Origin of the sequence: Nostocoides japonicum T1-X7 (assembly GCF_001046855.1) — a bacterium.
In the GTDB taxonomy this organism is placed as follows: domain Bacteria; phylum Actinomycetota; class Actinomycetes; order Actinomycetales; family Dermatophilaceae; genus Nostocoides; species Nostocoides japonicum.
The window spans coordinates 2,219,346-2,232,854 of sequence record NZ_HF570958.1 but is presented as its reverse complement, the minus strand read 5'-3'; the positions used below and the strand labels follow the sequence as shown (position 1 = coordinate 2,232,854).

The window sequence follows — 13,509 nt, the reverse complement described above, 5'->3', positions numbered from 1 at the left end:
CGGGCGCCCGTGCCACCGCTCGTCAGGCCCCCCGCCGGGCACCGGGATCCGGCGGCCCGCGACGCCCGCCGCGGCGCATCGCCAAGGTCGCCAACCCACGGCGGCGGATCCGCGTCATGGTCCTCGCCACGCTCTTCGTCTTCAGCATCTTCGCCGCACAGCTCGTGCGCATCCAGGGGTTCGACTCGGGGTCGGTGTCCCAGGCCGCGCTGAAGGAGCGGCTCGGGAGGACGGTCATCCCGGCGGTCCGCGGCTCGATCCTCGACGCGAACGGCACCGTCCTCGCCTCGAGCGAGGAGCGGATGACGATCAGCGTCAACCAGCAGGCGGTCTGCACCTACGGCACGGGCCTGCCGACGTGCTCCGCGGACACCTCCACGGAGGCCGTCGCCAAGGCGGCCTCCGCGCTGTCGCCGATCCTCGGCATACCGGCCAACACCCTCGTCCCCGAGCTCTCCGGCGACCTGCAGTACCGGATCATCGCCAAGAACGTCAGCGCCGGCACGTGGCGCAAGGTCCAGGACCTCGACATCCCCGGCGTCTACGTCGGCCCGAACGACCGGTCGTCGGTGCGCAACTACCCCCTGTCGACGACGGCCGCCTCGCTCGTCGGGTTCGTCACGAACGACCAGCGCGCGGGCGGCGGCATCGAGCTGCTGGAGAACCGCGACCTCAGCGGCAGCAACGGCGAGGACGTCTACGAGAAGGGCGCGGACGGCACGCCGATCCCCGACGGGCAGCACCACCTCACGCCCGCCGTGCCGGGGCACGACGTCCAGCTGACGATCAACTCCAACATCCAGTGGTACGCCCAGAACGCCCTCGCCCAGACGGTCCAGAAGACGCAGGCGTTGTCGGGGACGGTCGTCGTGCAGAGCGTGAAGGACGGCAAGCTGCTCGCCGTCGCGTCGTACCCGACGTTCGACCCGAACAAGGTCGGGCAGGCGAAGGGGAGCCTGTCGAACCTCGCGTTCACCGACGTCTTCGAACCCGGCTCGACCGGCAAGGTCGTCACGATGGCCGCGGCGCTCGCCGAGGGCAAGGTCACCCCGTCGACGCCGGTCATCATCCCGAGCGAGCTCATCCGCGGCGGCGACGACACCCACTTCCACGACGCGGAGGACCACGGCACGGAGTACCGCACCGTCGCCGGCGTCCTCGCCCAGTCGAGCAACATGGGGACGATGCTCGTCGGCGAGACCGTCCACTCCCCGACGATGTACTCCTACCTGCGCAAGTTCGGGTTCGGCTCGGTGAGCGGCAGCACGTTCCCCGGGGAGTCGCCCGGCCTGCTCGCGAACTACAAGGACTGGAACGACGCGCAGAAGTACACCGTCATGTTCGGGCAGGGCCTCTCGGTGACGGCGATCCAGGCGACGTCGGTCTACCAGACGATCGCCAACGGCGGCGTCCGCGTCACCCCGAGCCTCGTCCAGGCGGTCGGGGACAAGGACGGCACCCTCGTGCCCACGGCGAAGCCCGCGAGCGAGCGGGTCATCCCGGCCCACGTCGCGAGCGAGCTGACCCAGATGCTCGAAGGCGTCGTCAGCAAGGACGGCACGGCGCCGGCCGCTCAGGTCGCCGGCTACCGGGTCGCCGGCAAGACGGGCACGGCCAACCGCGCGGTGAACGGCGTCTACACGGGCAACGGCATGACGGCGAGCTTCATCGGCTACGCGCCGGCGGACGACCCCCAGGTCGTCGTGTCGGTCATCGTCCAGCGCCCGATCAAGGGCACCTACGGCGGCACCGTCGCCGCGCCGGTCTTCCACGACGTCATGACGTATGCCCTGCAGGAGCTGCGGATCCCGCCGACCGGCACGAAGCGCCCGTCGCTGCGCCTGCAGCCGGCGACCAAGCCCGTCGCCGGCCAGCCCGGGGTGCTGTACGACAAGTACCCCGACGGCACTCGGTAGGCTCGCACACCGTGGCCTTCCCGCGTCCCGAGCCCGCCACCCGGACTCGCCTCGCCGACCTGCTCGCAGCGGTCGCGGGCCTGTCCGACGCCCTCGTGCTCGGCGACGAGTCGACGGTCGTCACCGGCGTGAGCCTCGACTCCCGGGGGGTCCGGCAGGGAGACCTGTATGCCGCGCTGCCGGGGGCCCACGCCCACGGCGCCTCCTTCGCGGCCGGGGCCGTGGACCTCGGGGCGACCGCCGTCCTCACCGACCCGGCGGGTGCCGGGATCGTCCGGGCCGCCGGGCTGGACCGCCCCCTCGTCGTCGTCGACGACCCCCGGTTGGTCCTCGGCGAGGTGGCGCGGGCCGTCTACGGGACGGCCGACCTGCCCGTCCGGCTCGTCGGCATCACGGGGACGAACGGGAAGACGACGACGGCCCACCTCGTCGCCTGCGCCCTCGACGCCCTCGGCCGACGCACCGGACTCATCGGGACCGTCGAGATCCGCATCGGGGAGGAGCGGGTCCGGAGCGTCCGGACGACGCCGGAGGCGACCGACCTGCACGCCCTCCTCGCCGTCATGGCGGCCCGGGGGATCGACACGTGCGTCATGGAGGTGAGCAGCCACGCCCTCGTCATGCATCGTGTCGACGGCGTCGTCTACGACCTCGCCGTCTTCACCAACCTCTCCCAGGACCACCTCGACTTCCACCCGACGATGCGGGACTACTTCGCCGCCAAGGCCTCCCTCTTCACCCCCGAGCGGGCGCGTCGCGGCATCGTCTGCGTCGACGACGCATGGGGACGCGAGCTCGCGGCGAGCGCCGCGATCCCCGTGACGACCCTCACCTCGCATCCGGGCGTCGAGGCCGACTGGGTCGTCCGTCCGGATGCGGCCGATCCGGCCCGGTTCACGCTGTCGGGTCCGGGCGCCGAGCTGTCGCTGCGGTCGGCCCTGCCCGGGGAGTTCAACCGCGTCAACACCGCCGTCGCGGCCCTCGTCCTCCTCGAGCTCGGGGTCGCGGCGCAGGACGCCGAGCGCGCCGTCCTCACCGACCCCCACGTGCCCGGCCGCATGGAGCGGGTCCGGCCGAGCGTGCGGGTGGCCGGCCGCGACGTGCCGACGGCCCTCGTCGACTACGCCCATACGCCCGAGGCGGTGGCGGCCGCACTCACCGCCCTGCGCCCGACGACGCCCGGCCCTCTCGTCGTCGTCCTCGGTGCCGGCGGCGACCGCGACCGCGGCAAGCGGGAGGCGATGGGCCGCGCCGCGGCGGAGCACGCCGATGTCGTCATCGTCACCGACGACAACCCGCGCAGCGAGGACCCCGCCCTCATCCGGGCGGCCGTCCTCGCGGGCGCGACGGCCGCCTCCACGGAGCGCGGCGTCGAGGTCCTCGAGGTGGGCGACCGGGCCGCGGCGATCCGCGCCGCCGTGCGGGCGGCGGACGCCGGGCGGGGGGCCACCGTCGCCGTCGTGGGCAAGGGCCACGAGACGGGCCAGGAAGTCGCGGGCGTCGTCCACCACTTCGACGACCGCGAGGCGCTCCGGCAGGCCCTCGACGAGGTTCTCGCCCGTCCCGAGCAGGAGCGCAGGCTGTCGTGATTCCGTTGTCCCTGGCCGAGATCGGCGCGCTGACCGGTGGCGTGCTCCACGGCATACCAGCCCCGGAGGCCGACCGGCTCGTCGTCGACGGACCCGTCGTCACCGACTCCAGGGAGGCGGGCCCGGGGAGCCTCTACGTCGCCCGGATCGGCGAGCACGCCGACGGTCACCGCTTCGTCGGGCCGGCCCGTGACAATGGCGCCGTCGCGGCGCTGACGAGCCGGCCGGTCGAGGACCTCCCGTGCGTCGTCGTCGACGACGTCCAGGCGGCGTTCGTGGCCCTCGCCCGCGGGATCGTCGACCGGTGCCCCGACCTGACCGTCGTCGGGGTGACCGGCTCGTCGGGCAAGACGAGTACCAAGGACCTCCTCGGGTCGGTCCTCGCCACCGCGGGTGAGACGGTCGCGCCCGTCGGGTCGCTCAACTCCGAGGTCGGGGTGCCCCTCACGGTATGCCGGGTCACGCCGACGACCCGGTTCCTCGTCGTGGAGATGGGGGCCCGGGGCATCGGGCACATCCGCTACCTCACGGGGGTCGCCCCGCCCCGGATCGGGGTCGTCCTCAACGTGGGGACCGCCCACGTCGGCGAGTTCGGCTCGCGCGAGGCGATCGCCGTCGCGAAGGCCGAGCTCGTCCAGGCCCTGCCCGGCGACGGCGTCGCGGTGCTCAACGCCGACGACCCGGTCGTCCGCGCGATGGCCGGACGGACGGCCGCGAGGGTCGTCCTCGTCGGCCTGGCGGAGGACGCCGAGATCCGGGCCGTCGACGTCACCGTCGACGCGGGCGGCCGGCCGTCGTTCCGCCTCGTGACCCCGGCCGGCGAAGCACCCGTCTCGCTCGGACTCGTCGGCCGGCACCACGTCGGCAACGCGCTCGCCGTCGTCGCCGTCGCCCTCGAATGCGGTGTGGGGCTCGACGCGGTGGCCGACGCCCTCGGCGCCGCGACGCCGGTGAGCCGGTGGCGGATGGAGGTCACGACCCGGCCCGACGGCGTGACGGTCGTCAACGACGCCTACAACGCCAACCCCGACTCGATGCGGGCCGCGCTCGCCGCGCTCGCCGACCTCGCCGTGACCGGACGCCGCTGGGCGGTCCTCGGCACGATGCTCGAGCTCGGCGAGGAGTCGGACGCCGACCATGCCGAGGTCGGGCGCGAGGCCGTCCGCCGCGGCGTCGACCGCCTCGTCGTCGTCGGCGAGACGGCCCGGCCGATGGCGGACGCGGCCCGCGAGGCCACGACGGCCGGGACGACGGGTCCGCCGACGCAGGTGAGCTTCGTCGCCGACTCCGACGCGGCATACGACCTCATCGCCGGCGACCTGCGGGACGGTGACGCCGTGTTGCTCAAGTCCAGCCGCGACGCGGGGCTACGGTGGCTCGGAGACCGCATCGCCGGCCGGACGGAGGAGACCGCTGTGGCAGGTGGCCCGGGCGAGGCCGGCGCATGAAGGCCGTCCTCATCGCCGCCGTCGTCTCCCTCGTCGTCGGCCTCCTCGGCACCCCGATGTTCATCAAGTACCTCGTCCGCAAGGGCTACGGCCAGTTCATCCGCGACGACGGCCCGACGTCGCACCACACGAAGCGCGGCACCCCGACGATGGGCGGGGCGATCATCATCCTCGCCTGCCTCCTCGCCTACTCCGTCGCCCACCTCGTCACCTGGACCGCCCCCACGGTGAGCGGCGTCCTCGTCCTCGGGCTCATGGCCGGCCTGGGCTTCGTCGGCTTCCTCGACGACTTCCTCAAGATCTCCAGGCAGCGCAGCCTCGGCCTCCGGTCGGGTCAGAAGCTCGCCGGCCAGGCGATCGTCGGCATCCTCTTCGCCGTCCTCGCCCTCCAGTTCCCCAACGACAACTTCCGCACCCCCGCCTCGACGCACATCTCCTTCGTCCGCGACACGCGGCTCGACCTCGCCTTCGCCGGCCCCGTCGTCGGCCTGCTCCTCTTCGTCGTCTGGGCGAACATCATGATCGCCGGCGCCTCCAACGGCGTGAACCTCACCGACGGCCTCGACGGTCTCGCGACGGGGGTCTCGACGATGGTCTTCGGCGCCTACGTCCTCGTGAGCATCTGGGTGTTCAACCAGAACTGCCAGACCAACCCGGGCATCAAGTGCTACGAGGTCCGCGACGCCCACGACCTCGCCGTCGTCGCGGCGTGCGGCATGGGCGCCTGCTTCGGGTTCCTCTGGTGGAACGCCGCGCCGGCCAAGATCTTCATGGGCGACACGGGGTCGCTCGCCCTCGGCGGCGCCATCGCGGGCCTGGCCATCACCTCGCGCACCGAGCTGCTCATGCCGATCCTCGGCGGCCTGTTCGTCCTGGAGACCCTGTCGGTCATCATCCAGGTGGCCTCGTTCAAGACGACCCGCCGACGCGTCTTCCGGATGGCGCCGCTGCACCACCATTTCGAGATGCTGGGATGGGACCAGATCACGGTGGTCATCAGGTTCTGGATCATCGCGGGGCTCTTCGTCGCCTTCGCGCTCGGGCTCTTCTACGCCGAGTGGGTGGTGGGCAGCCAGTGACCGCGTCCCGTGTCGCCGGGCTCACCCACCGGGACGCCGACTGGTCCGGCCTGCGGGTCGTCGTCGCCGGGCTCGGCGTCAGCGGCTTCGCCGCGGCCGACGCGCTCCTGGAGCGGGGAGCGTCGGTCACCGTCGTCGACGCCGTCGCGCCCGCCGCCGGCAGCGCGGGTGCCGAGCGGCGGCAGATCCTCGACGTCCTCGGCGCCTCCTTCCGGCTCGGCCCGGGGGCCGCCGACGGTATGCCGGAGGGCGGGGCCGACCTCGTCGTCACCTCTCCCGGCTGGCGGCCCGACCAGCCGCTCCTCGCCGGCGCGGCGGCTCGGGGCGTCCCCGTGTGGGGCGAGGTCGAGCTCGCCTGGCGCCTCCGGCCGGCGCAGGGCGCGGCCCCCTGGATCACCGTGACCGGGACCAACGGCAAGACGACGACGGTCCGGATGCTCGCGGCCATCCTCGGGGCGGCCGGCCTGCGCACCGTCGCCGCGGGCAACGTCGGGACGCCCGTCATGGAGGCCGTCCTCGACCCGCAGCCCTACGACGTCGTCGCCGTCGAGCTGTCGAGCTTCCAGCTGCACTGGTCGAGCTCCCTCGCGCCGCGGGCGTCGGCGTGCCTCAACATCGCGCCCGACCACATCGACTGGCACGGCTCCCTCGAGGAGTACGCCCGGGCCAAGGGCAAGGTCTACGAGCGCACCGAGGTCGCGTGCGTCTACAACGTCGAGGACCCCCGCACGGAGCGGCTCGTCGAGGAGGCCGAGGTCCAGGAGGGTTGCCGCGCCGTGGGATTCACCCTCGGGGTCCCTGCGCCGTCGATGGTGGGTCTCGTCGACGACGTCCTCGCCGACCGGGCCTTCGTCGAGGACCGCCGGACGAGCGCGGCCGAGCTGTGCACCATCGCCGACCTCCGCGGCGACGGCTCCGACGTCGCGCCGCACTACGTCGCCAACGCCCTGGCCGCCGCCGCGCTGGCCCGAGCGCACGGCGTCCCGGCGGTCGCGGTCCGCTACGGCCTGCGCGGCTTCCGCCCCGACCCCCACCGGATCGCCGACGTCGCCACCGTCGACGGCGTCCGCTACGTCGACGACTCGAAGGCGACGAACCCGCACGCGGCCGCCGCGTCCGTCACGGCATACGAGCAGGTCGTCTGGGTCGCCGGCGGGCTCCTCAAGGGCGCCGACGTCGACGATCTCGTCGCGACCGCGGCCGCCCGGCTGCGGGGGGTCGTCCTCATCGGCCGGGACCGGGCGCGGATCGCCGAGGCTCTTGCCCGACACGCGCCCGATGTCCCGGTGGTCGACCTCGACTCCACCGACACTGGGGCCATGGATCTCGTCGTCGCGCGCGCAGCCGCGCTGGCCCGCCCCGGGGACGTCGTGCTTCTCGCGCCGGCCGCGGCATCCATGGACATGTTCGAGAACTACGGTGCGCGCGGCGACGCGTTCGCCGAGGCGGTGCTGCGGCACGCCGGTCGCGCGAAGGGCTGAGCGCCGGTGTCCAGCGACGTGGCTCCCTCCTCGGGGGCGGCGGCCAGGGAGCGCATGGCGCAGTGGGCCCGCCGGCTCGACGCCCCGACGACGACCTACTACCTCCTCCTCGCCGTGACCGGGGCCCTCGTCCTCTTCGGCCTCGTCATGGTCCTCTCGGCGTCGATGGTCCAGTCGCTCCACGACACCGACGCGGGGTCCGCGTACTCCATCGCCCGCACCCAGGCCGTCTTCGCCGTCCTCGGCGGGGTCGCGCTCCTGATCGCCTCCCGCTTCCCGACCGGCCTGTGGAAGCGGCTCGCGATACCGGCGCTCATCGGCGCCCTCTTCCTCCAGCTGCTCGTCTTCACCCCCCTCGGCGTCTCGGTGCTCGGCAACCGCAACTGGATCCGGCTGGGCCCGGTCACCATCCAGCCCTCCGAGCTCATCAAGCTGGGGCTCGTCCTCACCGGCGGGCTGATGCTCGGCAACAAGCGACGGCTCCTCGACCGGTTCGGCCACATCCTCTTCCCGTTCCTCGTCCCCGTCGTCGCCCTGTCGCTCGGGCTCGTCCTCGTCGGCCACGACCTCGGCACGGTGCTCATCCTCGCCGCGATCGTCGGGGGGATGATGTTCGCCGCCGGGGTGCCGGGGAAGTACTTCGCGAGCGCCTTCGCCCTCGCGGCAGCCGTCGTCACCGTCTTCGTCGTCACGAGCTCCAACCGGCTCAGCCGCCTCGACGTGTGGCTCGGGCGGGACACCGACCCGACGGGCGCCTACCGCCAGCCGCTGCACGGACGGTATGCCCTCGCCGACGGCGGCTGGTTCGGGCTCGGCCTCGGCGCGAGCCGGGAGAAGTGGAGCTACCTGTCCGAGCCGCACAACGACTTCATCTTCGCCATCATCGGGGAGGAGCTCGGCCTCCTCGGCACGCTCGTCGTCCTCGCGCTGTTCTGCGCGCTGGCGTTCGCCTGCTTCCGGATCGCCGCGCGGACGGGCGACAACTTCGTGCGGATCGCCTCCGCCGGGATCATGTGCTGGATCGTCGTCCAGGCGATGATCAACATCGGCTCGGTCATCGGGCTGCTGCCGGTCATCGGCGTCCCCCTCCCGCTCGTCTCCTCGGGTGGCTCCTCCCTCATCACGACGATGCTCGCCCTCGGGGTGCTCATCTCCTTCGCCCGGGCCGAGCCCGGCTGCCGCGACGCGCTGGCCGCGAGGTCGTCCGTCGTCCGGCGCTCCCTCGCCGTCGTGCCGGCCCGGCGCTCCCGGGCGGGTCGGCGCCGATGAGCCGGGCGACCCCGGCGTCGGTCCTCCTCGCCGGTGGCGGGACGGCGGGCCACGTGTCGCCCCTGCTCGCCCTCGCCGACTGCCTGCGCCGGCGCGACCCGTCGGTCTCGGTCACCGCGCTCGGCACGGCCGAGGGCCTGGAGTCGCGGCTCGTGCCGGAGCGCGGCTACCCGCTGCTCACCGTCCCGCGAGTTCCCTTGCCCCGCAAGCCGTCCGGCGACCTGCTACGGCTGCCGCGCAACCTGCGCGCCGCCGTCGCCGCAGCCGACGCGGCGATCGAGCAGTCCGGCGCCCAGGTCGTCGTGGGGTTCGGCGGGTACGTCTCCACGCCGGCCTACCTCGCGGCCCGGCGCCGTCGCATCCCCATCGTCGTCCACGAGCAGAACGCCCGCCCCGGCATCGCCAACCGGCTCGGCGCGCGCCTCACGCCCTATGTCGGGACGACCTTCGCCTCCACGTCGCTGCGGCACGGCCGCCGCGTCGGCATGCCCCTGCGGCGGGAGATCTCGACCCTCGACCGCGCCGCCCGCAGAGGGGAGGCCCTCGCGGCATACGGGCTGAGGGACCACCGCCCGACCGTCCTCGTGACCGGCGGGTCGCTCGGGGCGCAGCGGCTCAACGACGCCTTCTCCGCCCGCGTCGAGGCGCTCCGCGACGCCGGGGTCCAGGTGCTCCACGTCTCGGGCCGGGGCAAGGAGTTCGACGGGTCCACGGACGGCGACCGGCCTCCCTACGTCGTCCTTCCGTATGCCGACCGGATGGACCTCGCGTATGCCGCGGCCGACCTCGTCGTCGCCCGGGCGGGGGCCGGGACGGTCTGCGAGCTGACGGCCGTCGGGCTGCCCGCCGTCTACGTGCCGCTGCCGATCGGCAACGGCGAGCAGCGGCTCAACGCCGCGGACGTCGTGGCCTCCGGGGGCGGGATCGTCGTCGACGACGCGTCCGTCACTCCCGAGTGGGTCACCGCCACCCTCGTCCCGCTCGCCCTCGACGCCGAGCGGCTCGCGTCGATAGCCTCCGCCTCGGCATCGGTCGGGGAGCGCGGCGGCGACGACAAGCTCGCGGACCTCGTCGACGAGGCGTTCGGCCCGGGGGCCGTCGATGGCTGACGCCTCGACGGATCGCGGTGTGCCGGCGTCGATCCGGAACGCCCGCTTCGACGTGACCGGTCCCGTCGTCCCGGCGCGCGAGCTGGGCCGGGTGCACCTGCTGGCCATCGGCGGGGCGGGCATGTCGGCCGTCGCGCGGCTGCTGCTCGCCGCGGGCCTCGAGGTCAGCGGCTCGGACGCGAAGGACTCCCCGGTGCTCCGTGCCCTCGGCGACGAGGGCGCCGTCGTCCACGTGGGCCACGACGCCGCATACCTCTCCGGGGTGGACACGGTCGTCGTCTCCTCGGCGGTGCGCGACGACAACGTCGAGCTCGTCGCGGCTCGTGCCCGCGGCCTGCGCGTCCTGCACCGCTCGCAGGCGCTCGCGTCGGTCGCGGCCGGGTTCCGCGCCGTCGCGGTGGCCGGGGCGAACGGCAAGACGACGACGTCGGCGATGACGGCCGTCGCCCTCGACGCGGCGGGCCTCGACCCGTCGTTCGCCATCGGCAGCGACGTCCCGCCCTGGGACGTCAACGCGCGCCTCGGGGAGGGGGAGCCGTTCGTCGTCGAGGCCGACGAGAGCGACGGGTCGTTCCTCGCCTACCGCCCCGAGGTCGCCGTCGTGACCAACGTGCAGCCGGACCACCTCGACTTCTACGGCACCTTCGAGCAGGTGCGGGCGGCGTATGCGGCGTTCGCCCGCTCCCGGGCCTCCGGCGGGCTGCTCGTCGCCTGCCATGACGACCCGGGGTCGCTCGCCCTCGCGGCGGAGGACCGGGGGAGTGGCCGCCGGGTGCTCACCTACGGCGTGGACGCCGGGGCCGACGTCCGGCTCGAGGAGGTCCTCCCGGCATACCGGACCGCCGACGGTTTCGGCGCGCGTGCCCGGATCGTCGGGACCGACGCGGTGTCCCGCGAGCTCGTCCTGTCCGTGCCCGGGCACCACAACCTCCTCGACGCGGCCGCCGCCTATGCGGCGTCGGTCGAGGGGTTCGGCGCCGGTCCCGCCGACGTCCTCGAGGGGCTGCGGGCCTTCACGGGCGCGCGCCGGCGCTTCGAGGCGGCGGGAACGGCTCGCGGGGTGACCGTTGTCGACGACTACGCCCACAACGTCGGCAAGGTGACCGCCCTCGTCGCGAGCGCGATCGAGCTCGTCGGCCGCGATCACGTCCGCGTCGTCTTCCAGCCCCACCTGTTCAGCCGGACCCGCGACTTCGCCGAGGGGTTCGGGGCGGCGCTGGCCCAGGTCGACGACGTCGTCCTCCTGCCCGTCTATGGCGCCCGAGAGGAGCCGCTCCCGGGCGTGACGAGCGCGCTCATCGGGGACGTCGTCACCCGGCTGAACCCTCAGGCTCTGGTTGAGGTCGAGGCCGATGCCGCCACGGTGCCGCTGTCGGTCGCCGACCGCGCGGTGTCGGGGGACCTCGTCCTCGTCGTCGGCGCGGGCGACGTGACGCGGCTCGCCCCCCAGGTCGTCGATGCACTACGGAGGACGTCATGACCAACGTCGCCGACCGCCGCGCCGCCCGCCGGGTCACACCGAGCGCGGCCCGCTTCGCCGAGCGTGCCCGGGCCCGGCGCCGGCGCATCGTCCGCCGGCTGCTCGGCGCGCTTCTCGCCGTCGCCCTCGTCGCGGGCTGCGTCTGGCTCGTCGGGTTCTCCTCGGTGCTCACCGTCACGCACGTCCGCGTCGAGGGCGTCTCCGGAGAGGAGGCGGGCGCGCTCCGCGCGATCGGCGAGGAGACCGTCGGCCGGCCGCTGGCCCGGGTCGACACGGGTGCCGTGGCCGAGCAGGCCCGGGCCCGGCGCGCCATCGCCGAGGCGTCGGTCTCCCGGTCCTGGCCGCACACGCTCGTCATCACGGCCGTGCACCGCACGCCGGCGCTCGTCCTCCAGAACCCCGACGGTGGCCTCGAGGTCGTCGACTCCTCCGGTGTCCGGTATGCCGAGGTGTCCACCCGACCGGCCGGCGTCCCGGTCGTCACGGCCGCGAGCAGCGCGGGGGTGAGCGACGATGCCCTCGCCGCCGCGCTGAGCGTCGTGCGCGCCCTCCCGCCGAGCCTCGACGGCGACGTGTCGGACATCACCGTCAGCTCGGCGAACCTCGTCACCTTCCGGCACGGCCGGACCGAGGTCGTCTGGGGCGGCGCAGGGGAGGAGTCGCTGAAGATCCGGATCATCGAGGCGCTCCTGAAGAGCACGCCGACCCCCTCGGTCATCGACGTCTCGGCTCCGCAGACGCCCGTGTCCAAGTAGCGCGGGGCACTCCGACATCCCGCGGTCGCGGGATCCGGATCGCGGGATCCGGTCTGTGGGATGCGTCACGGACCAGGCCCGGGAGGCTGTGATCCATGGGGCCGGTGAGGCTGTGGTGGCAATCGAGATAGGGTGGCGCAGAAATGCCGGGACACGCAGGCGCGACACGCCCATAGCCTCGTTGCTTGACCTCGCTGCACCGCCTAGCGTCGCTGCCACGAGATGGTCACGGAAGCATAACCGTCGACGTGACCTCAAGAGTTTCATCCCGGGCTCGCCCCGCGTGTCGGCCCGACCGGCGCACCGCACCACCCGTCCACCCGCAGACGACACTGCACCGCAGAGCACCACAGGAGAGGCGCCACCGTGGCATCACCCCAGAACTACCTCGCCGTCATCAAGGTCGTCGGTATCGGCGGTGGTGGCGTCAACGCGATCAACCGGATGATCGAGGTCGGGCTCAAGGGCGTCGAGTTCATCGCCATCAACACCGACGCCCAGGCGCTCCTGATGAGCGACGCCGACGTCAAGCTCGACGTCGGCCGCGACCTCACCCGGGGGCTCGGGGCCGGCGCCGACCCCGAGGTCGGGAAGAAGGCGGCCGAGGACCACGCCGAGGAGATCGAGGAGGTCCTCAAGGGAGCCGACATGGTCTTCGTCACCGCCGGTGAGGGTGGCGGCACCGGCACGGGTGGGGCGCCGGTCGTCGCCCGGATCGCCAAGGGCCTCGGCGCGCTGACGATCGGCGTCGTGACCCGTCCGTTCACCTTCGAGGGACGGCGGCGCGCCAACCAGGCCGAGTCGGGCATCGGCAACCTCCGCGAGGAGGTCGACACCCTCATCGTCATCCCCAACGACCGGCTGCTGTCGATCAGCGACCGCGGGGTCTCGATGCTCGACGCGTTCCGCAGCGCCGACCAGGTGCTCCTCTCCGGTGTCCAGGGCATCACCGACCTCATCACGACGCCCGGCCTGATCAACCTCGACTTCGCCGACGTCAAGTCCGTCATGCAGGGCGCCGGCTCCGCCCTCATGGGCATCGGGTCCTCCCGCGGCGAGGACCGCGCGGTCCAGGCCGCCGAGCTCGCGATCTCCTCGCCGCTGCTCGAGGCGAGCATCGACGGCGCCCACGGCGTCCTGCTGTCCATCCAGGGCGGCAGCGACCTCGGGCTCTTCGAGATCAACGAGGCCGCGCGCCTCGTCCAGGAGGCCGCGCACCCCGAGGCCAACATCATCTTCGGCGCGGTCATCGACGACGCGCTCGGCGACGAGGTCCGCGTCACCGTCATCGCGGCCGGCTTCGACGGCGGCTCGCCGCAGCGGCGCGTCGACGAGCGCGCCATCGGCACCGTCCAGGCGGGCGGGCGCCCTGCGGTGCAGCCG

At 73.6% G+C, this 13,509-nt stretch carries 10 protein-coding genes; all 10 read left to right on the top strand.

The window, feature by feature from the left end; all coding sequences use genetic code 11:
* Positions 1–1,916 (top strand): peptidoglycan D,D-transpeptidase FtsI family protein (locus BN12_RS09945; protein ID WP_235432365.1); only part of this gene is annotated, 1,916 nt, incomplete at its 5' end.
* A gap of 11 nt (positions 1,917–1,927) precedes the next feature.
* Positions 1,928–3,505: a UDP-N-acetylmuramoyl-L-alanyl-D-glutamate--2,6-diaminopimelate ligase gene (locus BN12_RS09940; RefSeq protein WP_048552097.1), complete on the top strand. Its 1,578-nt coding sequence runs from the start codon at positions 1,928–1,930 to the stop codon at positions 3,503–3,505.
* Complete coding sequence (locus BN12_RS09935; RefSeq protein ID WP_048552095.1) at positions 3,502–4,953, top strand: UDP-N-acetylmuramoyl-tripeptide--D-alanyl-D-alanine ligase; 1,452 nt, start codon at positions 3,502–3,504, stop codon at positions 4,951–4,953. The genes BN12_RS09940 and BN12_RS09935 overlap by 4 nt, the downstream gene beginning before the upstream one ends.
* Positions 4,950–6,032: a phospho-N-acetylmuramoyl-pentapeptide-transferase gene (gene mraY / locus BN12_RS09930; RefSeq protein ID WP_048552093.1), complete on the top strand. Its 1,083-nt coding sequence runs from the start codon at positions 4,950–4,952 to the stop codon at positions 6,030–6,032. The genes BN12_RS09935 and mraY overlap by 4 nt, the downstream gene beginning before the upstream one ends.
* Entirely contained in the window at positions 6,029–7,513 is a 1,485-nt protein-coding gene (gene murD, locus BN12_RS09925; RefSeq protein WP_235432364.1) for a UDP-N-acetylmuramoyl-L-alanine--D-glutamate ligase, read from the top strand. The genes mraY and murD overlap by 4 nt, the downstream gene beginning before the upstream one ends.
* Before the next feature lie 6 nt (positions 7,514–7,519).
* The gene (ftsW, locus tag BN12_RS09920) at positions 7,520–8,782 is read left to right on the top strand and encodes a putative lipid II flippase FtsW (protein ID WP_048552089.1); all 1,263 of its coding nucleotides are present in this window, start codon (positions 7,520–7,522) and stop codon (positions 8,780–8,782) included.
* The gene (gene murG, locus BN12_RS09915) at positions 8,779–9,891 is read left to right on the top strand and encodes an undecaprenyldiphospho-muramoylpentapeptide beta-N-acetylglucosaminyltransferase (protein ID WP_048552087.1); all 1,113 of its coding nucleotides are present in this window, start codon (positions 8,779–8,781) and stop codon (positions 9,889–9,891) included. The genes ftsW and murG overlap by 4 nt, the downstream gene beginning before the upstream one ends.
* Positions 9,892–9,910: 19 nt before the next feature.
* Positions 9,911–11,371 (top strand): UDP-N-acetylmuramate--L-alanine ligase, encoded by a 1,461-nt coding sequence (gene murC, locus BN12_RS09910; protein WP_235432363.1) that lies wholly within the window; start codon positions 9,911–9,913, stop codon positions 11,369–11,371.
* Entirely contained in the window at positions 11,368–12,126 is a 759-nt protein-coding gene (locus tag BN12_RS09905) for an FtsQ-type POTRA domain-containing protein (RefSeq protein ID WP_048552083.1), read from the top strand. The genes murC and BN12_RS09905 overlap by 4 nt, the downstream gene beginning before the upstream one ends.
* A 366-nt stretch (positions 12,127–12,492) precedes the next feature.
* Positions 12,493–13,509: cell division protein FtsZ (gene ftsZ, locus BN12_RS09900; protein WP_083454545.1), on the top strand; the 1,017-nt coding region annotated here is incomplete at its 3' end.